This window comes from Paraburkholderia terricola (assembly GCF_003330825.1).
GTDB classification, from domain to species: domain Bacteria; phylum Pseudomonadota; class Gammaproteobacteria; order Burkholderiales; family Burkholderiaceae; genus Paraburkholderia; species Paraburkholderia terricola.
Genome location: NZ_CP024942.1, coordinates 221,786 through 245,096, shown reverse-complemented (window position 1 = coordinate 245,096; position 23,311 = coordinate 221,786). Strand labels below are relative to the sequence as shown.

Annotated in this window: 23 protein-coding genes and 3 pseudogenes; 20 read left to right on the top strand and 6 right to left on the bottom strand. The window is 63.7% G+C overall.

What is annotated here, in order from left to right; all coding sequences use genetic code 11:
- Window positions 1-109 precede the first annotated feature (109 nt).
- A complete protein-coding gene (locus tag CUJ90_RS19535; RefSeq protein WP_073432855.1) occupies window positions 110-1,285 on the bottom strand; it encodes a tyrosine-type recombinase/integrase in 1,176 nt (391 codons plus the stop codon).
- Between the two features lie 170 nt (window positions 1,286-1,455).
- On the opposite strand from CUJ90_RS19535, the gene CUJ90_RS19530 reads away from it, so the two are divergent.
- The 6 genes and pseudogenes from CUJ90_RS19530 to CUJ90_RS19505 all read left to right on the top strand — a co-directional run bounded on the left by CUJ90_RS19530 (window position 1,456) and on the right by CUJ90_RS19505 (window position 5,228).
- Window positions 1,456-2,490: a DNA-binding protein gene (locus CUJ90_RS19530; protein ID WP_114163731.1), complete on the top strand. Its 1,035-nt coding sequence runs from the start codon at window positions 1,456-1,458 to the stop codon at window positions 2,488-2,490.
- Window positions 2,487-2,687 carry a hypothetical protein gene (locus CUJ90_RS19525; RefSeq protein WP_114163730.1) on the top strand — a complete coding sequence of 67 codons (201 nt, stop codon included), beginning with the start codon at window positions 2,487-2,489 and terminating at the stop codon, window positions 2,685-2,687. Before CUJ90_RS19530 ends, CUJ90_RS19525 begins: the two co-directional genes overlap by 4 nt.
- Before the next feature lie 178 nt (window positions 2,688-2,865).
- A pseudogene (locus CUJ90_RS19520) lies at window positions 2,866-3,143 on the top strand (HU family DNA-binding protein).
- A gap of 17 nt (window positions 3,144-3,160) precedes the next feature.
- A complete protein-coding gene (locus CUJ90_RS19515; protein WP_374710319.1) occupies window positions 3,161-4,186 on the top strand; it encodes a PDDEXK nuclease domain-containing protein in 1,026 nt (341 codons plus the stop codon).
- Window positions 4,187-4,455: 269 nt separating this feature from the next.
- On the top strand, window positions 4,456-4,734 hold the full coding sequence (locus tag CUJ90_RS19510; RefSeq protein WP_114163728.1) for an HU family DNA-binding protein: 279 nt from the start codon (window positions 4,456-4,458) through the stop codon (window positions 4,732-4,734).
- A complete protein-coding gene (locus CUJ90_RS19505) occupies window positions 4,731-5,228 on the top strand; it encodes a DUF1016 N-terminal domain-containing protein (protein WP_114163727.1) in 498 nt (165 codons plus the stop codon). Before CUJ90_RS19510 ends, CUJ90_RS19505 begins: the two co-directional genes overlap by 4 nt.
- Here CUJ90_RS19505 and CUJ90_RS19500 read toward each other — a convergent pair.
- Window positions 5,180-7,819, bottom strand: a pseudogene (locus CUJ90_RS19500) (Tn3 family transposase); the annotation flags it as partial. The gene CUJ90_RS19505 and the pseudogene CUJ90_RS19500 sit on opposite strands and share 49 nt — an antisense overlap.
- Window positions 7,820-7,934: 115 nt before the next feature.
- Here CUJ90_RS19500 and CUJ90_RS33280 point away from each other — a divergent pair.
- The 5 genes and pseudogenes from CUJ90_RS33280 to CUJ90_RS19480 form a co-directional block, all read left to right on the top strand.
- Entirely contained in the window at window positions 7,935-8,795 is an 861-nt protein-coding gene (locus tag CUJ90_RS33280; protein ID WP_114163726.1) for a transposase, read from the top strand.
- Between the two features lie 260 nt (window positions 8,796-9,055).
- Window positions 9,056-9,268, top strand: coding sequence for a hypothetical protein (locus CUJ90_RS32420; RefSeq protein ID WP_152035363.1), 213 nt, complete (start codon window positions 9,056-9,058; stop codon window positions 9,266-9,268).
- A 35-nt stretch (window positions 9,269-9,303) separates the two neighbouring features.
- Window positions 9,304-9,753, top strand: coding sequence for a hypothetical protein (locus CUJ90_RS19490; protein ID WP_152035362.1), 450 nt, complete (start codon window positions 9,304-9,306; stop codon window positions 9,751-9,753).
- Entirely contained in the window at window positions 9,750-10,598 is an 849-nt protein-coding gene (locus tag CUJ90_RS19485) for a patatin-like phospholipase family protein (RefSeq protein ID WP_114163724.1), read from the top strand. The genes CUJ90_RS19490 and CUJ90_RS19485 overlap by 4 nt, the downstream gene beginning before the upstream one ends.
- A 97-nt stretch (window positions 10,599-10,695) precedes the next feature.
- Window positions 10,696-10,965: pseudogene (locus tag CUJ90_RS19480) on the top strand (winged helix-turn-helix domain-containing protein); the annotation flags it as partial.
- 113 nt (window positions 10,966-11,078) lie between these two features.
- On the opposite strand, the gene CUJ90_RS19475 reads toward CUJ90_RS19480, so the two are convergent.
- Window positions 11,079-11,984, bottom strand: a complete 906-nt coding sequence (locus CUJ90_RS19475; RefSeq protein WP_114164662.1) for a dihydrodipicolinate synthase family protein — start codon at window positions 11,982-11,984, stop codon at window positions 11,079-11,081.
- A gap of 349 nt (window positions 11,985-12,333) precedes the next feature.
- Between CUJ90_RS19475 and CUJ90_RS19470 the strand changes: the two genes are divergently transcribed.
- The 6 genes from CUJ90_RS19470 to CUJ90_RS19445 all read left to right on the top strand — a co-directional run bounded on the left by CUJ90_RS19470 (window position 12,334) and on the right by CUJ90_RS19445 (window position 17,263).
- Window positions 12,334-13,290, top strand: a complete 957-nt coding sequence (locus tag CUJ90_RS19470; RefSeq protein WP_114163723.1) for a 4-hydroxyproline epimerase — start codon at window positions 12,334-12,336, stop codon at window positions 13,288-13,290.
- Complete coding sequence (locus CUJ90_RS19465) at window positions 13,287-14,417, top strand: NAD(P)/FAD-dependent oxidoreductase (protein ID WP_114163722.1); 1,131 nt, start codon at window positions 13,287-13,289, stop codon at window positions 14,415-14,417. Before CUJ90_RS19470 ends, CUJ90_RS19465 begins: the two co-directional genes overlap by 4 nt.
- Complete coding sequence (locus CUJ90_RS19460) at window positions 14,410-14,685, top strand: (2Fe-2S)-binding protein (protein WP_114163721.1); 276 nt, start codon at window positions 14,410-14,412, stop codon at window positions 14,683-14,685. The genes CUJ90_RS19465 and CUJ90_RS19460 overlap by 8 nt, the downstream gene beginning before the upstream one ends.
- Window positions 14,682-15,962 (top strand): FAD-dependent oxidoreductase, encoded by a 1,281-nt coding sequence (locus CUJ90_RS19455; protein ID WP_114163720.1) that lies wholly within the window; start codon window positions 14,682-14,684, stop codon window positions 15,960-15,962. Before CUJ90_RS19460 ends, CUJ90_RS19455 begins: the two co-directional genes overlap by 4 nt.
- A gap of 193 nt (window positions 15,963-16,155) precedes the next feature.
- Window positions 16,156-16,923 carry an AraC family transcriptional regulator gene (locus tag CUJ90_RS19450; RefSeq protein ID WP_114163719.1) on the top strand — a complete coding sequence of 256 codons (768 nt, stop codon included), beginning with the start codon at window positions 16,156-16,158 and terminating at the stop codon, window positions 16,921-16,923.
- 10 nt (window positions 16,924-16,933) lie between these two features.
- Window positions 16,934-17,263 (top strand): hypothetical protein, encoded by a 330-nt coding sequence (locus tag CUJ90_RS19445; protein ID WP_073432061.1) that lies wholly within the window; start codon window positions 16,934-16,936, stop codon window positions 17,261-17,263.
- A gap of 16 nt (window positions 17,264-17,279) precedes the next feature.
- Here the strand turns inward: CUJ90_RS19445 and CUJ90_RS19440 are convergent, their stop codons facing one another.
- The 3 genes from CUJ90_RS19440 to CUJ90_RS19430 form a co-directional block, all read right to left on the bottom strand.
- Entirely contained in the window at window positions 17,280-17,537 is a 258-nt protein-coding gene (locus CUJ90_RS19440) for a hypothetical protein (RefSeq protein WP_114163718.1), read from the bottom strand.
- Window positions 17,538-17,700: 163 nt separating this feature from the next.
- Window positions 17,701-18,033: a hypothetical protein gene (locus tag CUJ90_RS19435; RefSeq protein ID WP_073432063.1), complete on the bottom strand. Its 333-nt coding sequence runs from the start codon at window positions 18,031-18,033 to the stop codon at window positions 17,701-17,703.
- 198 nt (window positions 18,034-18,231) lie between these two features.
- On the bottom strand, window positions 18,232-20,115 hold the full coding sequence (locus tag CUJ90_RS19430) for a bifunctional sugar phosphate isomerase/epimerase/4-hydroxyphenylpyruvate dioxygenase family protein (protein ID WP_114163717.1): 1,884 nt from the start codon (window positions 20,113-20,115) through the stop codon (window positions 18,232-18,234).
- Between the two features lie 323 nt (window positions 20,116-20,438).
- Here CUJ90_RS19430 and aroQ point away from each other — a divergent pair, with 323 nt between their 5' ends.
- From aroQ to CUJ90_RS19415, 3 genes are read left to right on the top strand one after another with little or no spacing between them, the layout of a single operon-like run.
- Window positions 20,439-20,894 carry a type II 3-dehydroquinate dehydratase gene (gene aroQ / locus CUJ90_RS19425; protein ID WP_073432065.1) on the top strand — a complete coding sequence of 152 codons (456 nt, stop codon included), beginning with the start codon at window positions 20,439-20,441 and terminating at the stop codon, window positions 20,892-20,894.
- Window positions 20,891-21,805, top strand: a complete 915-nt coding sequence (locus CUJ90_RS19420; protein WP_114163716.1) for a shikimate dehydrogenase — start codon at window positions 20,891-20,893, stop codon at window positions 21,803-21,805. Before aroQ ends, CUJ90_RS19420 begins: the two co-directional genes overlap by 4 nt.
- Before the next feature lie 59 nt (window positions 21,806-21,864).
- Window positions 21,865-23,232, top strand: coding sequence for an MFS transporter (locus CUJ90_RS19415; protein ID WP_114163715.1), 1,368 nt, complete (start codon window positions 21,865-21,867; stop codon window positions 23,230-23,232).
- Window positions 23,233-23,311: the final 79 nt, after the last annotated feature.

Below are 23,311 nucleotides of genomic sequence, written 5' to 3'. Positions count from 1 at the left end.
CAGGATTCTCGCACAGGATACGGTGGGTATCAGTCTGCCCCGGACATCAGGGCTGTGAGGCGTTGATCCGCCTCGCACGCGAATCCCGGATCAGGTCAGGCGGCGACTACTACCAGTCGATGCGGTGTTTTGCCTCGGTTTCACGATGACGCTGTTCATCGGGCGTGTGCAGGTAGATATTGGTGCTCGTCAGTGAGGCATGGCGCAGGTTGTCGCGTACCGTCCGCAGATCGGCGCCGCCGTCGGCCATGTGGGAACCAGCGGTGTGGCGCAACCAGTGAGCGGAGGCCTGTTTGAGCAGATCCGCCTGTCCCGCGAAGGCGTCGCCGCGCAGCCGGAGCCGCTCCGCCGCGCCGGCGAAGATGGCCTTGACGATTGTGTGCAACGCCGCGCGGGTAAGCGGCTTCATGGATTTGCCCAGCGGCAGCACGAGCGGCGTCTCTTCATGCCGGGAGGGCAGGGTGGACAGGTCGCGCTCGCGTCGGTAGCGCCCAAGTTCGACCATCATTTCCGCGGAGGCTGGCACGAGCCCCTCCCTGCCGCCCTTGCCGGTCACTTCGAGCCACCAGCGCTCGTGGCCATCCGCGTCGCGCCGGCAGAAGAAGCATCCCATCGTGTTGCCGCTGACTTCCGAGATGCGCAGGCCGCCGAGATAGAAGAGGGTGAACAGCCACCTTGCGCGCAGGTAGCGCTCCCGCTCGCGCGGCGTGTCCTTCGGCAGGCTGTCGATGTGAAGCTTCACTTCCTGCCACAGCTCGCGGTCGAGATAGCGCGTGATGCGTGGCTTTGAGCGGCGGGCGCGCTGGCGCGACAGTGACAACGGATTGCCGGCCAGGTAGCCGGCTTCGACCAGCCACGCGAACAGCGCGTTGATGATCACCATCGCCTGGTACTGGCTGCTCGGGCGCAACGTCCTGTAGAACGGTCGCCAGCGCGGGTCATCGCGCGGGTACTTGCGGCCGCCGTCGGCGACCCAGCGCGCGTGCGGCTGCGGGTCCTTGAGGAATTGCCGGAACAGCAGCAGGTCCTCGTGCGTGAGCGATGACAGCGGTTTGCCCAGTTGTACGATCGCCCATAGCAGCAGCCGTTCGGCTTCCTTGCGGTAGTTCTCGAACGTCGTCTTTTTGTCGGCCACACGTGCCAGCCACGCACGCACCGCAGCGAGGTCGTCGCGGGCGGCGATCTGCGTATGTCCGCGCGCGCGATTGGTGCCGTCACGACCGTCGAGGTCGGCGGGCAGTTCGAGCGCATCGAGCGGGCGCGGCGCGATGAGGGCGGTTTTCATGGGGCGTGGGGACCAGTGCGGGCCGGGTTGGGCGTGTCACGCGGCGAGTGTCGCACTCCCGGCGCTAGATTTCAACATTATACGGTTAATGTCAAAATTAAAAGCAAATGGGTTCTGAAGGCAACATTATACGTTGTATTATTAACTATCGAATCCCGCAAGGTCTTCCCATGGACCCCACCGTCGCCTCTGAATCGCAATTGCACGCTGAAATCGAGCAGTTGCGCGCGCAGTTCCCGCACACCCAGGAGCTGTACCGCGAGGTCTGTGTGTTGCTGTTCTTCCGGCACGGCATCACGCCGACCGCGAACCGGCTCTATCAACTTGTCAGGAAAGGCAGCATGAGCGCCCCGGCTGAGGCGCTGTCGAGGTTCTGGACCACCCTGCGCGAGAAAAGCCGGGTGCGTATCGAGCACCCCGACCTGCCGCCCGAACTGCAGTCCGCCACCGGTGAGCTGGCCGCCGCGCTCTGGACGCGCGCCGTCGGGGTCGCGCAGGACGGCCTCGCTGCTCAGCGGCACGAGGCGCAGCTGGCTGTCGCTGATGCGCAGGCCCGGCAGGCGAAGGCCGAGGCTGAATACGAGCGGCTATGCCAGGAACTGGCCGGCAGCGCGAGCGCACTGGATGACGCGCGACGCCACGTCAGCGGGCTGGAACAGGCGCTGGCCAGTGCGACCGCCACATGTGCGACGTTGCAGGATCGTCTGCGGGCGGCCCAGCAGGGTGAACAGCAGCTGCAACTGGCGCTCGAGGGCGCCCGGCGTGACTTCGCGTCCGAAGTGGACAAGCTTCGTGCGGACGGCCAACTGGCGCAGGAGCGGCTCAGGGCGGCCGAGGCCCGTGCGCTGCTTGAGATTGACCGCGAGCGTGGCGTGACCATCCGGTTGCAGAAGGAGCTGGAGGCCTCAGCGCGACGGGCCGAGCAGAGCGAAAGTCGCCATCGTGCGGAAGGTCAGAGGCTCCAGGCACAGCTTGGCGATCTGCGTCAGCAGCTCGGGGTGACGGAGGGCAGGCTGGACGCCGCCCGCAGCGCCAGTGCGGCGTATTTAGACGAGCTTGAAGCGCTCCGGCAAAAGCTGCGCAGCGCGCCGGCGCCACGTCGGGGGACGGCAGCGGGTCGGGGCGCGCCGAAGCAGACCGGTTCGGGCAGGAAAACGGCGTCGTCGCGGCGCGCGGCGAGCGTATCGAAGGATCCGGCGGCATGACGATGAGCAGCAGACGCCGGCCGGCCGCCCGCCCGCGCATCGGTGCGCTCATGCGTTACGGCGAGCGGATCGTGCAGGTCGTGGCTGAGGCACGCGGCCAGCGGGCGGTGATTGAATCGATTGGCGAGGAGGGTCGCATGTTCCGCAGCCACGTGAAATGGGCCAGTCGTGAGCGTCTCGGCGGGCAGATTTTCTGAAACGCTCTCCTGCCGTTGCGACAGTGGGAATCTTTGTCTCCGCGCTGCGGAGATATTCGCGGGAACGCTTCCAGGGCGCCGCCATTCCTTTCCAGTTTGCTGGAATGGGACTCCTCCGGTAACGTGGTTGTTCTCCTGCAACTGCAACGCAGTCTCAGTAACCCCTACGAAGGAAATCGTGAACAAGCAGGACCTCATTGAGACGGTGGCTGCGGCGACCGGAAACAGCAAGGCGTCCGTCGCTGGCGCCATCGATGCGATCATCTCGCTGTGACGGGCGCAGTCGCGAACGGCGAAGCGGTGCAACTGACCGGCTTCGGTACATTTGCCAGCGGTGCCCGCGCCGCGCGCGTCGGCCGCAATCCGGCCACGGGCGCGGAGATCCGCATCGCGGCGGCAAAGACGGTGAAGTTTACGGCCGGCAAGGCATTCAAGGAAGCGGTGAACGTCGGGTGACCGGGGACATGAGTGGCATGACAAACACAGAGCCTGCTGGTGCGGATTACGCTGCCTGGCTGAACGATCTGAAGGCGCGGGTGGCGAGCGCGCGGCAACGTGCGGCGCTGGCCGTCAGTCGGGACCTGGTGCTGCTTTACTGGCAGATTGGCCGGGATATCGCGCAGCGACAGCAGGCTCAGGGGTGGGGCGCGAAGGTGATCGATCGCCTTGCTCGCGATTTGCGCTCAGCATTTCCCGACATGCGCGGCTTTTCCCCGCGCAACCTCAAATACATGCGTGCGTTCGCGCAGGCGTGGCCCGACGGCGAATTTGTGCAGCAGGCTGCTGCACAATTGCCATGGTTCCACCTGTGCACGCTGCTCGACAAACTGGCCACCCGCGAGGAGCGTGAATGGTACGCAGCGAAGGCTGTCGAGCACGGCTGGTCGCGCAACGTCCTCGTGATGCAGATCGAAACCCGGGTGCGCGACCGCCAGGGCAACGCGGTGACGAATTTCCCGGAGCGTCTGCCGTCGCCGCAGTCCGATCTTGCGCGGGACAGCCTGAAAGACCCGTATATCTTCGACTTTCTCGGCCTTAGTGAGGATGCGCAGGAACGGGATCTGGAACATGCTCTGACCCGACACATCACGAAATTCCTGCTTGAACTCGGTGCCGGCTTTGCATTCGTCGGTCGGCAGTACCGGCTCGAAGTTGGTGGCGACGAGTTCTTTGTTGATCTGCTCTTCTACCATCTGAAGCTGCGCTGCTACGTGGTCGTCGAACTGAAGGCCACGCCGTTCAGGCCGGAATACGCCGGGCAGCTGAATTTCTACCTGTCGGCGATCGATGCGCAATTGAAGGCGCCCAGCGATCAACCGACGATCGGCTTGCTGCTCTGCAAGGAACACAACAGGCTGGTCGCCGAGTACGCGCTTCGTGGTATCGCCAAGCCGATGGGGGTGGCCGAATACCAGCTTTTACGCGAAATTCCCCAGCCGCTGGCGACCGAACTGCCGTCGATCGAAGAGATCGAGGCCGAATTGGGCGACGAGCAGTAGCGCTGCGGCTCTACGGGTTTGGTCAGTGCCTCAGCGGCATGCACGAATCTGACAACCAAAATCACCACTCGCGATAACTCCAGTTATCAGATGTAGCGAATTTTTTGCCTACGCGGAAAAGGGCCGTTTTCTGGTTGTCGCTAACGACCGGGGCGCAGGGGAAAGGGCAGGGCGCCGCCGATGTCGGTTGGCATCAGGTGGCCCCAGGTTTGCCTGTGGGCCGTGCGATGCGGTAGGGTTCGGGTTTCCGTCACTGAAGAGGATTGTTCATGAACAAACAGGAACTCATCGACGCAGTCGCTGCTAGCACCGGCGACACCAAGGCCGCTACCAGCGAAACCCTCGATGCGGTGCTCGGGGCGATCAAACACGCGCTGAGTGCCGGCGATGCCGTGCAACTGATCGGTTTCGGCTCGTTCTCGATGGGGCAGCGCGCGGCACGCACCGGCCGCAATTCGTCCACGGGCGCCGAAATGGAGATTGCTGCGGCGAAAACGGTCAAGTTCACGGCCGGCAAGGCATTCAAGGATGCCGTCAACGCGTCATGACGAAGGTGGCGATTGCACCCGGCGACTACGCCGGGCTGCACAAGGAAGTGGTCAATGTCGTCGAGTCGGCGCGCCGCACGGCGGCACGCAACGTCAATGCCGTGATGACCGCCGCCTACTGGGAGATCGGGCGGCGGATCGTCGCCAGTGAGCAGGGCGGCCAGACGCGCGCCGGTTACGGACAGGCGCTGATCGCCCGACTCGCGGACGATCTGACGCGCCGTTTGGGACGCGGATTCGGCCGGGCCAATCTGGCCAGCATGCGCGCGTTTTATTCTGCCTGGCCGGCCGCGGAGATTTTCCAGACAGTGTCTGGAAAATCCGAAGTTCCCGAAAAGGTCCAGACGCCGTCTGGACAATCACTGCCGGCGAAAGACGTCGTCGACGCCACGACAGCGGCGCCCGATTACATGGTGCTGGCCACCCGGTTTACGTTGCCCTGGTCCGCTACCACAAGGTTCAGGCCACTGGCCCGGTATCGCTGGTTTTCGTAAGAACGATCCCGTATCTCGCCCAAGCGATAGAAGAACACCGCCCGTGTCAGCGAGTTGCGGGCTTCGCCCTTGTTCAGTCCGGCAGACACACGGCGGCGCAATGCCGGGTCCTGGAGCCATTTCATCGTGAACAGCGTGCGCTCGATGCGGCCGAGTTCACGCAAGCCGATAGCGAGGCCGTTTTGTCGCGGATACGCGCTGAGTTTGCGCAAGATAAGCGAAGCCGTCACGGTGCCTTGCTGGATCGACGCGGCCAGGCGGACCAAGTCATCGAATTCCCGTTCTATCAGTTTCCGATTGATCGAACCACCGACTAGCGATGACAGCGCTGGCCAGTCGCCCGCCTTGCCCGGCACATATAAATTCTTGTCGGCCAGATCGGCAATACGCGGAGCAAACTCGAATCCCAGGAAGTGGCATAGCGCAAACACGTGATCGGTAAAACCAGCGGTATCCGTATAGTGCTCTTCGATACGCAGCTCCGACTCGTGATACAGCAAGCCATCGAGCACGTGGGTAGCATCACGCACCGGCGAATTGATGACCTTGGTGTGGAACGGCGCGTACTGGTCGGAGATGTGCGTATAAAACAGCACGCCGGGTTCGTTGCCATACTTTGCGTTGCGATATCCTGAGGTTTGACCGTGCCCACCGGCGCGGAACCGCTGACCATCCGATGACGAGGTCGTGCCTTCGCCCCAATATGCCGCGAAAGGCAAGCCATGCTGATAGTTGACCAGCTCGGCCAACCCCTTCTGATAGGTCTCGTCGCGGATATACCAGGCCACCAGCCACGAAAGTTTCGCCACGCTCGTGCCAGGACAGGCATCGGCCATTTTCTCCAACCCGAGGTTAAATGCGTCAGCAAGGAGCGCGGTCAGTAACAGTGTCCGGTCCGGCGGCTCCGAGTCGCTTTTCAGATGAGTGAAGTGCCGGGTGAAGTCGGTCCACTGATCGACCTCGAGCAGCAGATCTGTGATCTTTACGCGCGGCATAAGGTCGTAGACTTGCTGCGTGAGTATGTCGGCCGCCGCCGGGGTTGCGTCGTCGAGCGGCGTGATCTTGAGTCCTTTTTCGTTCAGTTCAACGTCGGGTAGCTCGCCGGCCGCTGCGAGCCGGGCCGTTTCGTCGAGCGCCTCGCGCAAGGGGGCGAATCGCTCGTCGAGATAGGCCCCCGCCGAAGCCTCCACGACCAGCCCGAGTCGGTTCTCGCGATGTTGATCATCAAACGTTGCACGGGGTATCAGATATTCGTCGAAATCCTTGAACTGCCTGCTTCCGATAACCGATACGTCGCCCGAACGAAGCGCGTTCTTCAATTCGCTCATCGCGGCAAGCTCGTAAAACCTGCGATCGATGCCGCCTTCCTTAAACACGAACCGCCCCCAACGCGGTTTGACGAAGGCCGTTGGCGCATCGACCGGCACTTTTCGGGCGTCGCTTCGGTTCATCTCGCGCAAAGCTTCAATCGCGTTCATCAGGTCCTGACGCGCCGACGCCGCACGGAAATCGAAGGTTTCGAGGAACGTCGGAGAATAGCGCCGCAGCTGCGTGAAATGGTCGACGAGCAGTGCCATGGAGTCAAACTCCGCATCGCGAGAAAGTTGTTCCGCTTCCCGCACACTCGCTGTGAACGCATCCCACGGCACGATGGCCTCTATCGCCCGGAACGGATCCTCGCCTGTCTCCTTCGCCGCGATAAGTGCTGCGCCGACCTTTGCATAGAGGCGTACCTTGTCGTTGACCGCCTTGCCATCGGCTGCAAAGCGCTTTTCGTATTTGTGTTTGGCCTTGGTGAAGAAGGATCCGATGAGCCGATCGTGGAGATTCAGGATCTCATCGGTCAACGTCGCGGCGGTGTCGAGCAGAATCGCCACCAGCGTGGCGTGACGTCGATCGGTCTCGTATTCCTCGAGCTGGTAGACAGCAGTCTGGCCGCCTTCACGCGCCAGACGAAGCAGACGGTTCTGATGGATCGTGTGGCCAATTCCTTCCGGCAGACCGAGCGATCGGATTGCCTGCAAGCGCTCGATATGTGCGAGAACGGCTTTCGCACTGAGCTCGCCCGGCGATTGCCGTAACCAGGCCAGCTTACTGACGGGGCGATCGGTGAGCGGCAACAGGAGTTGGTCGAGAGCCGAGCGCTGCTCACCTGATAACGGCGTCGTCAGCAGGCGGTGCACTTCGCGCTGTGCACGTGTGGCAACGGCCGCGCATAGCTTCTCGAGCGCAGGTACCGGCGGCAACAGTACATGCCGACGCCGGAGTTCGTCAACGGCGGCCTGTGCAAGCACGATGCCCCGCGTGGTCTGCATCGCGAGCGGTAATAACAGATCGACCAGCTCGCGATAGTGACGCCGACTGAATTGCACCAGACCCAGCCGGGCCAGGAGCTCTTGCAGGTGTTCCCGGCGCGTTTCGTCACGCGCGGCGTACACGTCCCACACCGCCGGCGTAACGCCCAGTTGCGCCGCGACGATTCCAATGATCGGCGCATGCGGCTTCTCGGCAGGTCCCAGCACCCGGCCTGGATAGCGCAGGTAGACCATCAACACCGCGATGCCGAGGCGGTTGTGGCCGCCTCTATGCTGTCAAGTGGTTGCGGGTTTTCTGATGCGACTAAATTTGTCTGCGAGCCGCATCAGGACTGGATCTGGTGATCTGCGCTGCCAGATCGGTTAAAGTCCGGATTTGTGGATGTTACGGATGGCTGGAAGTCAATGCGGGCAAGCGATTCCAACGAAATTGAGCGTTGAGCAGTTCGAGCAATTTGTCTTGCCGCATCTGAGCACGGGTCGGCGCGGACCGGCACCGACGCTGGGGTTGCACAAGATCTTCAACTACGTCCTTCAGCTGCTGTACATGGGCTGTCAGTGGAAGGCGTTGCCGATCGAAAAGAATGACGAAGGTCGTCCTGAAATCCACTACACGCGTATCTATCGGGCGTTGCGGCGGTGGCAGGCCGATGGCTGCATCGACAGGATTTTTTCCGGCTCGGTGCACAAGCTTCATCAGGACGGCCTGCTTGAGCTCACGGTCATCCACGGCGACGGCACGACTACTGCCGCGAAGAAGGGCGGCGACAACCTGGGGTACAGCGGACACAAGCACCTGAAAGGCGACAAGGTGGTCGCCTTCTGCGATCGCCGCTGCAACGTGATCGCTCCATTCGTTTCTGCCCCGGGCAACCGCAACGAATCGCCGCTGCTGCGTGACGCGCTGCCCAGACTGAACCACATGGCCCGCGCCATTGGCATGGACCTGCAAGGCTCAACGGTCAGCCTGGACGGCGTCTACGACTGCCGGGCCAACCGCAAGGCGATTTTCAATCGGGGCATGATTCCCAACATTCCCGAAAATCCGCGTGGCCGTAAAGCGCCGAAGCGGGGCCGCAAACTGCGCTTTGATCCAGCCATTTTTGAGGAGCGTTTCAGGACCATCGAGCGGGTCTTCGCCTGGGAGGACAAGTTCCGGCGCCTGCTGCTTCGCTTCGAGCGTCTGAGCCCGGTCCACTATGCATTCAAGACCCTCGCTTACACGATGATCAACCTGCGGCACTACTGCTGACCATCAGCGCCGGTGTGAGCACCATGGCGATGGCGCCCCCGCGCCATGAAGCGTCATGCCAACATAATCTGCAATCCTGACAAACAATCGCTAAAAATAGCATAATGCTCGATCTTTTCACACCCCTCGAACCGCTCCTGCGCGCCCACGCCGCATCGCTTCTTCACATCCCGCTTGCGCTTGAGTGAAACCTGCAACCAGTTGGTTTAATGACCAACCACACCCCGCTTCGGCGGGGTTTTTATTTTCCGGAGTTGCCTATGAATTCTTCGACTGCACTAAATACCGGTGGCATCACAGTTTCTGCCGCCACGCTCGAGCCTGCTGTTAGCTGGGCGCTATCGGCCCTTGTCCATGTGCCGGTGCCGGAAAGCGTGTCAGTGCTGGTTACCGGCTTGCTTGGCGCCGCTATCCACGCCGGTATCGACTTCGTCAAGAATCGCGCCTCAGCCAAATCTGCTCCTGCCGCGTAATTCAGCTTTTCCCGCCCTTTACTGAAGGATCAAACATGAAACGTTTCTCTATGCTGCTGGCGGCAGGCCTTCTCGCGGCTGTCGCTCTCGTCGGTTGCAAGTCGCTCCCGACGCAAACCCCTGCCCAGATCGCGGCCAACGTCTGCCCCGGCGTCCAGTCGGAGATCGACGTGCTGAAGAAGTCAGGCATCTTCACCGGCGGCGCGCAGGCCACGCTAACGGAGCAGATCCAGCCGGACGTCAATGCGGTTTGCGCGGCTGGCGTGACCGTGACGACGGGCGATATCCGCAAACTCGTGCAGGCGACTTTCCCGGTCGTCGTGACGGTGATCGCCAATTCAAGCCTGACGGATCAACAGAAGCTGCAGGCGACCGTCGCGGTGGGAGTAGTGGTCACCGGCATCAACACCGCTTTGTCGCTGCAGCCGCCGACGTCAACCACCACTCCGGCGCCGGCGGCGGCCAGCGGCACGATCGCGTCATGAGCAAGCCGATCCGCGTTGCATTCAGCGGATCGGGCTTCAAGGTGCCGGCCCGCGTCGGTGCCTTGCAGGCGATCGCGGCCGCCGGCTATCAGCCGATCGAGCTCGCCGGAACCTCGGGCGGCAGTATCTGCGCGGCGCTGTACGCCGCCGGCATGTCGCTGTCGGACATGAAAACGCTGGCGCTCACGCACGACTGGTCGGGGATGATGTCGTTCAGCCCGCTTGCCGCGCTGCGCCTTCGCGGTTTCTGCGACGGAAGCACGCTGCTTGCGTGGATGAAGGAACACACGGGGGGAAAGACGTTCGCCGAGCTGGACATCGACTTCACGGCCGTTGCATCGAACGTGGCGAACGAGGGGGCTTTCGACTTCTCGCGCGCCGCGACGCCCGACGTGCCGGTCGCGCTGGCGGTGCGCTCATCGACGTCGATTCCGTTTGTGTTCGCGCCGGTCTCGATCGCCGACGCGCTGCTCTCGGACGGCGGCATGGTGAACAACATCCCGGTGGATCGGCTGAAGGTAGACGGCGTGCCGCGCCTCGGGGTGCAGCTCGTCAGCATGGAATTGCCGCTCAAGCCGAAAACGCGGCTGTGGCCGCACCAGTTCTCGATGCGGCTGATCGACCTGATGCTGTCCGCTTGCGAATCAACGCACGTCAGCGCGGCGCAGGCCGCCGGCGCGTGCATGGCGTTCGTTGAGACGGGCTATGCATCGACGCTCGACCGCAACATGCCGCTCGAGATCCGGCAGCGTCTGTTCGATGATGGGTATGCCGCGTCGCGCGCCGCATTGAGCGCCATGGAGTGTGCCCAAACTGTGCCCACAAACGCTGATGATGCCCTCTAAAAGGCTGAAAACCGTGACAATCTCAGTGCTGACCGGCGCGAGACTGTTCTTTAAAAATCAAATAGATAGGTTGCTTTTCAAGGTTTGCGATTCGCCGCAACTCTCCGGCACGCAATACCGGCTGGCGTCGCTGTTCTTCTCCAACATCGGCCGTGTGATGTCGCGCGATCACATCTTCGCGATGGTGTGGGGCCGTGAGTTCCGCGAGTTCACCCGCACGATCGACAGCCACGTCTCGCGGCTGCGTCTGTTGCTCGAAATCGAGCCGCAAAACGAGTTCCGACTGCAACCGGTTTATAAAAGCGGCTATCGCCTGCTGCATCTGCGGCAAGATGAATCCGCCGACGAGCAAAAGCGGGTCGCCTGAATTCGCCTCCGCATCGAAGGTGAATGAGGCGGTGGCCGCCGCATCCATCGCACCACCGCGTACAGCCGCCGCCAGCGATTGCTAGCGGCCGGTCGGCAAAAATCAAACGTGATTCAGATTCGCGGCAGCGCCGGCCGCGTTTCAATCGCGTTGCGAATCAACGTTTCCACCGCCTTGCGCTCGTCGCCTGCCAACGGCAGACGCGGCGGGCGCACCGGCTCTGTTCCCAATCCGACGATCGTCTCGGCCAGCTTGATGTTCTGCACGAGCTTCGGCGACACGTCGAGTGCGAGCAAGGGTGCGAACCAGCGATAGATCGCTCGCGCTTCTTCAAGGCGCCCCGCCTTCAGCAATCTGTAGATCGTCACCGTCTCGTGCGGAAACGCGCATACGAGTCCGGCCACCCAGCCGTGCGCGCCCATCAGCATCGCTTCCATCGCGAGATTGTCGACGCCGCACAGAATCGCGAAGCGGTCGCCCACCGCGTTGATCAGATCGGTCACACGCCGCACGTCGCCGCAGGATTCCTTGATCGCGACGATCTTCTGTTCGTCGGCGATCTCCGCGAACATCTCGGGCGTCATGTCGACGCCGTAGGCGAGCGGATTGTTATAGACCATCAGCGGCAACGCGCTTGCATCGGCGACGTTGCGGAAATGATTCAGCGTCTCGCGCCGGTCCGACAAATAGCGCAGCCCCGGCAACACCATGAAACCGGCCGCGCCGCGACGGCCGCCGGCTTCGGCCTGGCGGCAGGCGTCGAGCGTGCTGTTTTCGGCGATCGTCAATAACACCGGCACGCGGCCTTGCGAGGCCTCGACGGCGATGTCGAGCACCTGCAGCTTTTCGTCGAGCGAGAGCGTCGACGCTTCGCCGAGCGATCCGCATACGATGATGCCGTCCACACCCGCGTCGATCTGCGCCTCGATGTTCTTCGCTGTCCACGCGCGGTCTATGCTGAAATCCGCGTGAAACTTGGTGGTGACCGCGGGCCATACGCCTTCCCAGATATGCGCCACGACTGCTCTCCTGATTGTGATGTGTCGAGGCGCAGTGTAAGCAGGGAAAATGCCGCCGTCTTGCGCGATTCGCGCGCTATGAATGACGATTCCGGCATAGGCGATATGCCTGTACCCGCGCTCGCTCAAGCCGTTCCGCATATTGCGGGATAAAAGGCGGTTTCCTTCGAAGATGCATTGCCAGCGACATGCGATGCGCTTCAGGTCTTGCTCACCGCTCGTGGCGCCGGCACGGTCCATGATCCGTTTCGACGAAGTAACCTGCCCGTAAGCCACCGGCCGGATTGTGCCAAAATCGTCACAATCCGCGCGTAAGCGCACCAAGACGCGAACGCCCGGCATTCCTACCATGGGCGTCATGAAAACCTTGGACTTCATCGACTCGCACACCGGCGGCGAACCGACCCGCCTCGTGGTGTCGGGCGGCCCGGATCTCGGCGGCGGCACGCTGGCGCAACGTCTGGACGTATTCCGCACCCGCTTCGATGGCTGGCGCGCCGGCGTCGTCACCGAACCGCGCGGCTCGGACGTGGTGGTGGGCGCGCTGCTGTGCGAACCGGACGACCCCGCCTGCGCGGCCGGCGTGATCTTCTTCAACAACGTCGGCTATCTCGGCATGTGCGGGCACGGCACGATCGGCCTCGTCGTTTCGCTCGCGCACATGGGGCGGATCGGGCCAGGACGTCATCGGATCGAGACGCCGGTCGGCATCGTCGAGGCGACGCTCAACGAGGACGGCAGCGTCGCCGTGCGCAACGTGCCGGCTTATCGCTACCGGCAAGCCGTGCAGGTGGACGTGCCCGGTCATGGCGTATTGAGCGGGGACATCGGCTGGGGCGGCAACTGGTTCTTTCTCGTCGCCGAACATGGGCATGTGCTGCAAGCGTCGCATATCGTCGAGTTGACCGCCTTCAGTTCCGCAATTCGCGATGCGCTGATCGCGCAACACGTCACCGGCGCGGACGGCGCCTTGATCGACCACATCGAACTCTTCGCACCCGGTTCGCGTGACAGCATCGACAGCCGCAGCTTCGTGCTTTGCCCCGGCAACGCGTACGACCGCTCGCCATGCGGCACCGGCACGAGCGCGAAAGTCGCCTGTCTCGCCGCCGACGGCAAACTCGCCGAAGGCGCGGTGTGGCGGCAGGAGAGCATTATCGGCAGCGTGTTCGAGGCCAGCTATCGTCACGCAGGCGACGGCGTTGCGGTGATCCCAACCATTACCGGCCACGCGCACATCATGGCCGAAGGGCGCCTCTGCTTCGATGAGCGCGACCCGTTCGCGTGGGGCATTCCCACGGTATGACAGCGGATGCGCTGATCGTCGGAGCCGGCATCGTCGGCGCGGCCTGCGCGGCGGAGCTGGCCGCGCTAGGCATGCGGGTCGACGTGCTCGACGCGCACGGCATCGGCGGCGGCGCGACGGCGGCGGGCATGGGCCACATCGTCGTGATGAACGATTCGCCGGCGGAATTCGCGCTCAGCCGTTACTCGCGGGACTTGTGGCTGCAACTCGCGCCGCGGTTGCGCACGCGCGACGCGTTCGCGCGCTGCGGCACGCTCTGGGTCGCGGCCGACGACGAAGAATGGCAAGCCGCCCGCGCGATGCATGCCGCGTTCGAGGCGCAGGGCATCGGTGCGCAACTGCTCGACGCGTCCGCGTTGCGCGCGTGCGAGCCCGCCTTGGCGGCGTCGATGGCGGGCGGTTTGCGCGTCGAACACGACAGCATCGTGTATGCGCCCACCGTCGCCGAGTGGCTGCTGACGCAGTCTCCCGCAGCGGCGAATATCCGCTTGCGGCTGCGCACGCCGGTTACGGCGGTCCGCGCGGATGGTGTGACGCTGCAAAACGGCGAACGCATCGGCGCCGCGCACGTGATCGTCGCTAGCGGCCTGGGCGCACGGCAATTGGTGCAGCCGTTGCCGTTGCAGCCGAAGAAGGGTCATCTGCTGATCACCGACCGCTATCCCTCGCTGATTCGTCATCAGTTGCTGGAACTCGGCTACATCAAGAGCGCGCATCATGCGGCCGGCACCTCGGTGGCGTTCAATGCGCAACCGCGGCCCACGGGGCAATTGCTGATCGGCTCGTCGCGTCAGTTCGACACCACCGATCCCGCCGTCGAGATGCCGGTACTCGCGCGGATGCTGCAACGTGCCGCGCGCTATCTGCCCGTCTTGCCGACGCTCAATGGGGTTCGCGCCTGGACGGGCTTTCGCGCGGCGTCGCCGGATGGCCTGCCGTTGATCGGCCCGGCCGGCGATTTCGCGCCAGGTGTCTGGCTCGCCGTCGGCCACGAGGGCCTCGGTGTGACCACCGCGCTCGCCACCGCGAGACTGCTCGCCGCGCAGATCACGGCGAGCGCCGCGCCGATTCCCGTCGAGCCTTATTTGCCGGCCCGTTTTGCGTGCAAGGTGGTGGCTCATGATTAGCCCCGGCGCGACGCGCATTCGCGTGACGATCGACAACCAAAGCATCGAAGTCGAAACCGGCACGACCGTGGCCGCCGCGCTCGTTCTCGCGGGCGTGAGAGGCACGCGGATTTCGGTCGCCGGCGAGCCGCGCGCCGCGCTGTGCGGCATGGGCGTGTGCCAGGAGTGCCGCGTGACGATCGACGGTGGACCGCACGCGCTGGCCTGTCAGACGCTGTGCCGCGAAGGCCAGGTCATCAGCGTCCCTCATGTGATGAACGCGCGATGACGCAGCACTTCGATATCGTCGTGGTCGGCGCCGGTCCGGCCGGATTGAACGCGGCGGATGCGGCGGCGCGCGAGGGCGTCACCGTCGCGCTGCTCGACGACAACCCGTGCGCCGGCGGCCAGATCTGGAGACAAGGTCCGGGCCGGTCACCGCAAGCACCGTTGCAAAGACTGCTTGCTGACTTGAATCAGCGAAGCAACGTCACGTATTTTTCGTCGACCCGCGTGATCGCGCCATTGGGCGCGCACGGCTTGCTGCTGGAATCGGGCGGGCACGGCGGCGTTGGCATCAGGTACGAGCGCCTGATTCTCGCGACCGGCGCGCGCGAGCGGCTTTTGCCGTTCGCGGGCTGGACTTTGCCCGGCGTGACCGGTGCCGGCGCGCTGCAGGCGCTCATCAAAGGCGGCATGCCGGTGCGCGGCGAACGGATCGTGATTGCCGGCAGCGGTCCGTTGCTGATCGCCGCGCTCGCCACCGCGCGCGTGGCCGGGGCGCGCGTGGTGGCGGTGGTCGAACAGGCATCGGCGTTCGAGGTTGCGCGCTTCGGCGCCTCGTTGATCAGCGAGCCGGCGAAGCTGCGCCAGGCCGTTGGCATGACGCGCGGTTTCACGGGATTGCGTTACTGGACTAGCAGCATCGTGCAGGAGGCGCACGGCGAAGGCTGCGTCGAGCGCGTGACAATCCGGCGCGGCGAGCGGAACGTGACGCTCGCTTGCGACCGCGTTGCATGCGGCTATGGACTCGTGCCGAACGTCACGCTCGCGCACGCGCTCGGCTGCGCGATCAACGAAGCGGGCGAGATCGTCGTCGACGGCGAGCAGCGGAGCTCGGTCGATGGTGTATTGGCGGCGGGCGAGTGCACCGGTATCGGCGGCGCGGAACTGGCGGCCGTCGAAGGCGAACTCGCGGGACTGTCGGCAAGCGGCTCTGCCGCGAGCCGTGCCGTGCTGCATGCGCAACGAGCGCGCTGGCGCCGCTTCGGCCGCCGGGTCGAAACGGCCTTTGCGTTGCGCGACGCCGCGCTTGTAGCGCCCGCCGACGCCACGCTGCTTTGCCGCTGCGAAGACGTCAGCCTCGGCGAAGTGCGCGCCTATCCCGACTGGCGCGACGCCAAGCTGCATACGCGTTGCGGAATGGGCGCCTGTCAGGGCAGAATCTGCGGCGCGGCGGCGAGCTTGTACTTCGGCTGGCAGGCCGCCGCGCCGCGGCCGCCGTTCAGTCCGGCGCGAATCGGCACGTTGATGGCGGCGAGCGAAGAACCGCCGTTGGCTGAGTGACATCGGTCTGCGGATATCCTCTGGATATTGCCGGCAGCAGCACGGCCCTATAATCGTCCGCAGACGCGAAAGGCTGCGGCGCAGCAACTGCGCGCCGATAATCGAACGCCGGGCGCACCCGCCGACGATCATCCGCAGCCCAACGCGAAACCATACCGTCCAACGCCCGAACATCGACCACGGAATCCGCACGATGAACTTGCTGGCTCATCCGCTCGAACCGGACGACGCAACGCTGTCCGGCATGTTGTCGCACTTCACGCTGCTCGAGCCCGTGTTCGACGCAATGCCGGACGTCGTGTTCTTCGTCAAGGACGTCGAGGCGCGCTACGCGCTGGTCAACCGCACTTTGGCCTCGCGCTGCGGCTTCAAGGAAAAGGCCGCGCTGCTCGGCAAGACCGCCGAGGACGTTTTTCCGCGCCGCTTCGGCCGCATCTATACGGCGCAGGACAAGGCGGTCATCAACGTCGGCAACCAGATGATCGATCAACTGGAATTGCACCTGTATCCGGGCCGCCAGCCGGGCTGGTGCCTGACCTGCAAGCAGCCGTTGCGCGATCCTTCGGGGAAAGTGGTTGGTCTCGCCGGCATTTCGCGCGACCTGAAAGCGGACGAAAGCAGCCACCCCGCGTATAGCCGGCTCGCAGCGGTGGTGCAGTCGATCCAGGAAAACTACGTGCAGCCGTTGAACCTGAAGCAACTCGCGGCGATGGCCGACATGTCGGTCGCGCAACTGGAGCGCTACTTCCACAAGGTGTTTCATCTGACGCCGCGCCAGGTGCTGCTCAAGACACGCCTCGACGCCGCCACGGCGCTGCTGGTCTCGCACGACAAGGTGACCGACGTCGCCGCGCTTTGCGGCTACACCGACCACAGCGCCTTCACACGGCAATTCAAGGCGACCGTCGGCGTCACGCCGACCGAATACCGGATGCTGCTGCACGGAACCTCGCGGAACTGAGCCGCCGCACATGGTCCGTCGCAAGCATCACTATTACGTGTACGTCGTCGCGCTCGACGACACGGTCTGGAACGAGGCGCGCTTTCGCCGCGCGAATCCGGACTACCGGTTCGACAGGCCTTGCGTGTATGTGGGGATGACGGGACTGGACCCGGATCTGCGATTCGACCGGCACAAGGCCGGGATTCAGGCCAATCGCTATGTACGCGATTACGGCTTGCGCCTCGTGCCTGAGTTGTACGACGTGTTCAATCCAATGCCTTACCGCGGCGCACAGGATATGGAAGTGGAGTTGGCGATCAGCTTGCGGGAGGCGGGGTACGGCGTGTGGCAGGCATAAGCCGGCCGACGTTGCGTTACTTCACGCCGAGGCCGCGCAGCACGGCGTTGCCTTCGGGCGTCAGACGAATATGCGAGGCGCCGGCGTCGCTGGAGATCGTTTCGATCAGGCCGGCCTCATGAAGCTGCGGAATCTCGGGTTTCGCGGATGCATCGATCGGCGCGTGCAGCAACAGCAACAAGGTCGCCAGTTCGTGGTGGCTCAACAGGCGGCGCAGAATCGTGGGCCGCCTGGCCGGCGCCGGTGCGTCGTTCGTCTCTTGATCGGGGTTCATGGCGCACCTCGTGCGAATTAGTGTCGGGTGGATGATGCGGACGAAGTCTTAAACGATTCTTAAGCGACCATTGTCCTGTAACACCGTGACACGAAGATGGCACGAGAACGCGTTACCGATTGTCACCGCTACTGCGTTTACCCCCGATGACCCTTCACGGGCCTTACGGCGCGCAGGTCTTGCCCGCTGTTTCGATCCAGAGATTGTTGACGTGGCGCTTGCCCGCATAGAAACGGTAAGTGGTCGCGCCATTGTCGCTGCGCACCTTGACGATATTCGAATCGCCGAAGTCGAGCATCTGGCCTTGCGGGATTGCCGTGGACTTGAACGCGGCGTTGTGGCTCGTGGCGAGCTGGGTCAAACAGGCGACCACGTCGTTGACCGAGCGCTGCGTGGTGGTGTCCGTCACGGGCTCGCCGGCGTCCGGGTTCTTCTGGAAATAGGCACAAGCGTTCAGAAGCAGGGGAATGGACAGCACTACGGCAAACTTCTTCATATCTCTCCTGGCATTTGATTCGGCTGACGGTACGTGCAACGCCGGTACGGGCGCGGCCCGCGGCTCCGGCCGCGAAACAACGCATTATATCGATGCGATGCGACGGCTCCCGCCAATGCCGCACGGGACGTGCCCGCTCCGCCCTTTGCCCCCGCTCGACCCGCTCGCGGTCTTCCGGGCGATGCCGGTGCCGGCCCCCTACTTGCGGCGCTGCGCCTGAGCAGCAAGCCGCACGGCCGCGTTGGCCGCGCCATAGCCGTCGTAGCCGCCGCGCCGCTCGACGATTTCCATGAAGAAGCGTTGATCCAGTTGTTCCGTGTAAGCGTGGAAAAACTCGCCGCCGCGCTCGTCGCGGTCGTACAGGATGTTGTGCGCCCGCATTGCCTCCAGCGTCTCGTCCGGCAGCGCGTAGCGGGCCGCGAGATCGTCGTAGTAATTGCGCGGAATGCGCAGCACCGGCAAGCCATCGGCGACGAACTCGGGAATCGCGCTGAAAATGTCGCCGGTGCTGAACGCGACATGGTTCAGGCCGGAGCCGTGATAGGTGTGCAACGCTTCGGCCACCGCCGTATGGTGATCCACCGAAGCGTTCAGCACGATGCGCACCGAACCGTCACGGCTGCGCAGCGCGCGGCTGCGCACGAGGCCGTATGGGTCGGGCACCAGCACGCCCGGCTCGGCCTGGAAGCCTAGCGCGGTTCGCAGAAACAGCACCCATGTATCGAGCGAATTCGCCGGCACCGACAGGCAGACGTGATCGATTCGGGTGAGCGGCCCTACTTCGGTAGGACCGTTGACGTCGGTCAGAACGAAGTCGGCTTCGAACAACGTGGGCTGTTCCGGCCTTTCGTCGACGAAATAGTTCAGGCTGCTGTCGGGCGCCTGCACGGCGGGCAGCACGCGTTCGTTCGGGCCGATCTGGCCGGAGAACGGCGCGTAGCCGAAACCGGCGGCGCGCTCGAATGCCTGGCGGGCGTCGTCCACGCGAAACGCCGATGCACAGAGCGACAAGCCGTGCTGCTGAAAAAACGCGTTGGCGAACGAATCGGGCTCGGCGTTCAGCACGATCGACGCCGCGCCGTGCTGATACAGCGTCACCTCTTTCGAGCGATGCTGACCGGCCTGGCGAAAGCGCAGTTTGCCGAGCCAGTCGACGAGTTGCGCGCGCGTGGTGCGGTCGACCGCGAACTCGAGAAACTGATAGCCGACGTGCGCGGGCGCCGCGGGCGATCGATAGAGATCGCCGACCGGCTGCTGTGTGGCTTCGAGTAGCGCGCGGGTCTGCTCCTCGAGAAACAGCAACGAGCGATGGCCGTCCGCCGCGGTAATGGCGGTGGGCGCGGCGCGAAAGCCGTCGTTGAAAATCTCCAGCGAAAGCGGCCCCTTGTAGCCCGTTTTCACGACTTGCGCGGTGAAGCCGGCCACGTCGAAATCGCCCTGGCCGGGAAAGCAGCGGTAATGGCGGCTCCATTCGAGTACGTCCATCGCGAGCTTCGGCGCGTCGGCGATCTGCACGAAGGCGATGCGCTCGGCTGGGATGTCGGCGATGCCGTCCACCGTATCGTTCAGCGACAGCGTGTGAAAGCTGTCGAGCACGAGCCCGAGATTCGGATGGTTCACGGCGTTCACGAGCTTCCACGCATGGCGGTAGGTTTTCACGTGCTTGCCCCACGCGAGCGCCTCGTATCCGGCGATCACGCCGGCCGCCTCGGCCGCGCGGGCCAGTGCGCCCAACTGATCGATCATCAGCGAATCGTCGCCGATGGTGTCGGGCGACACGTTACTGCACACCAGAATGCGGTCCGTGCCCAGTTCGTGCATCACGTCGAACTTGCGTTTCGCACGATCGAGATTGCGCGCGAGACGTTCGGGGCTCACGCCGTCGAAATCGCGAAACGGCTGGAACAGCATGATTTTCAGCCCGAGATTCTCGGCGATGCGCCGCACGTCGGCAGGAGAACCGTCGAAATACAGCAGATCGTTTTCGAAGATTTCGACACCCTCGAAGCCCGCCGCGTGGATCGCGTTCAGCTTCTCGACGAGGGTTCCGCTGATCGACACGGTGGCAATCGAACGTTGCATGAACGGCTCCTGCAAAAACAATGGAACGGCTGTTGAAGAACTGCGGGCGGCGGCCGGTGCGCCGCGCCGCGGCATGCGTCGCGAGCCGCGTGCTGCAATGCGCAAAATTGGTCCAGCTAGTTACCCAATCTTTGAAAACCATGGGCCAAACCTATCCATAATAGCCGGAATTTTCGCCAGTTTATACAAACTAACTAGATGGTACAAATTCGTACAAACCCCGAATGACGGCGACGGACAATGCGCGCACACTTCGTTCACGTCGTAGAACCGCCGCGAGTGCCGTGGTTTGCTTCAAGTCTTACTTCGCAGGAGTAGCTGTCATGAGCTTTGCATCGGTACTGGTTCTCAACGGACCGAACCTCAATCTGCTGGGCACGCGCGAGCCGGCCATCTACGGCTCGGAAACGCTCGACGACGTCGCGAAACTATGCAGCGAAGCCGGCGCGCGCCTCGACCTGTCGATCGACTTTTGCCAGTCGAATGCCGAGCATCAACTGATCGACTGGCTGCACGCGGCGCGCACGAAGGTCGACGGCATCGTGATCAATCCGGCGGCTTACACCCACACCTCGGTCGCCATCGCCGACGCCCTCAGCGCGATCGAAAAGCCGGTCATCGAAGTGCATATTTCAAACGTGCATCGACGTGAAGCCTTCCGTCACCACTCGTATGTGTCGGCGGTGGCGGAGGCGGTCATCGTCGGCTGCGGCACGCAAGGCTACGTGCTTGCCCTGGAACGGATGGCGACCATCCTTAAGAATAGGGCGGCTAAATGAACACACAAGCGAACACACAAGCGAACGCCCAAGCAAACGCACTCGCAAGTTCAAAGGCCAACCCGAATTCTTATCTGGTCGGCCTGATTGGCTCGGGCATCGGCGGATCGCTGAGCCCCGCGATGCACGAGGAAGAGGGCGGCAAGCTCGGCCTGAACTACGTTTATCGGCGAATCGATCTCGACGCGTTGAAGCTCGATGTCGCGGCGCTGCCCGATCTGCTGGTTGCCGCCGAACGCATGGGCTTCGACGGTCTGAACATCACGTACCCCTGCAAGCAAGCGGTGATCCCGCTGCTCGACGAACTGTCGGACGACGCGCGCGCGTTGGGCGCGGTCAACACCGTGCTGTTCAAGGACGGCAAGCGCATCGGCCACAACACCGATTGGTCCGGTTTCGCGCGTGCGTTTCAGCGCGGCTTGCCGGACGTATCGCTCGAACGCGTCGTGCAACTGGGTGCGGGCGGCGCCGGGGCGGCGGTCGCCCACGCCGCGCTGACGATGGGCGCGCGAGCCCTCGCGCTGTTCGACGTGGACGCCACGCGCGCCGCGTCGCTCGCCGCGGAATTGCAGCAGCGCTTCCCCGGCGCGACGGTCAGCGCCGGCAGTTCGCTCGCCGAGTCGCTCGCCGCCGCCAACGGCCTGATTCACGCCACGCCCACCGGCATGGCGAAGCTGCCCGGCTTGCCCTTGCCGATCGAATTGCTGCACCGCGAGTTGTGGGTGGCCGACATCGTCTATTTCCCGATTCGCACCGCGCTGTTGCAGGCGGCCGAAGCGCTCGGCTGCCGCACGCTGAGCGGCGGCGGTATGGCGGTGTATCAGGCGGTCGACGCAATGCGCATTTTCACGGGTCTCGAACCGGACGCCGAGCGCGTGTACACCCACTTTCAGTCGCTGTTGCAACGCTAGCCGGCGGCGCAAGCGCCGGTACATAACGGATCGATGCCAGATCGAGGAGACGGACATACATGTCACAACCAACACAAGCCAGTTCCGCTAATGCCACGCTCCAGACGGACGCCGCCGTGAGCACCCCGCGCCGCTCGAAAGCCCGCTATCAGATTCTCGCGCTGCTCGCTGTCGGCACGATGATCAATTATCTCGATCGCACGGTGCTCGGCATCGCGGCGCCGCAGTTGACCAAGGAACTCGGCATCAACGCCGCGCTGATGGGCCTGCTGTTCTCGGTGTTCTCGTGGAGCTACGTGGCCTCGCAGATTCCGGGCGGCCTGTTTCTCGACCGCTTCGGCAGCAAGCTCACTTATTTCCTCTCGATGACACTGTGGTCGCTGTGCACGCTCGCGCAAGGACTCGTGAACGGCGTGGGCGGGCTGTTCGCGTTCCGGCTGGGTCTCGGCGTGTCCGAGGCGCCGTGTTTTCCGACCAATAGCCGCGTGGTGGCCACGTGGTTTCCGCAAAGCGAGCGCGCGATGGCGACCGGCACTTACACGGTCGGCGAATATATCGGCCTCGCCTTCTTCAGCCCGTTCCTGTTCATGCTGATGGGCGCGTTCGGCTGGCGCTCGCTGTTTCTGGTGGTGGGCGGCGCCGGCATCGTGTTCGGCGGCATCTGGTGGATGTTCTATCGTGAGCCGCGCGATCATCCGTCGGCGAATCAGGCGGAGTTGGACTATATCGAAGCGGGCGGCGGTCTCACGCACCGGAAAAAAGAAGCGGCTGCTTCGGGCGCTGAGCCCGCAGCGAAGACCGGCTTCGAATGGCGCACGATTGGGCGCCTGCTCAAGCACCGTCAACTGACAGGCATCTGCCTCGGCCAGTTCGCCGGCAATTCGACGCTGGTGTTCTTCCTCACCTGGTTTCCCACGTATCTCGCCACCGAACGTCATATGGCGTGGCTGAAGATCGGCTTCTTCGCGATCATGCCGTTCATTGCGGCGTCGGTCGGCGTGATGTTCGGCGGTCTGTTCTCCGACTGGCTGCTGCGTCGCGGCAAGTCGGCGAACGTGGCGCGCAAGCTGCCGATCATCGCCGGCCTGCTGCTCGCGTCGACGATCATTCTCGCCAACTACGTCGAAAGCAACGTGGCGGTGATCGCGATTCTGTCGGTGGCTTTTTTCGCGCAAGGCATGGCCGCGCTGGGCTGGACCCTGGTGTCGGACATCGCGCCCGACGGCCTGCTCGGCGTGACCGGCGGCATCTTCAACTTCGCGGCGAATCTGGCCGGCATCATAACGCCGCTGGTGGTGGGTTTCATCGTGGCGGCGACCGGCTCGTTTGTCGGCGCGCTGGTGTTCATCGGCGTGATCGCCTTGATCGGCGCGCTGTCGTATATCTTCATCGTCGGCGACATCAAGCGGATCGTGCTGGTGCATTGAGCGATTCGACTCGATCGCAACCAGACGGATCGAGCAAATAAAAAAGCGGAACGCGGCGAGGCCGCGTTCCGCTTTTTTC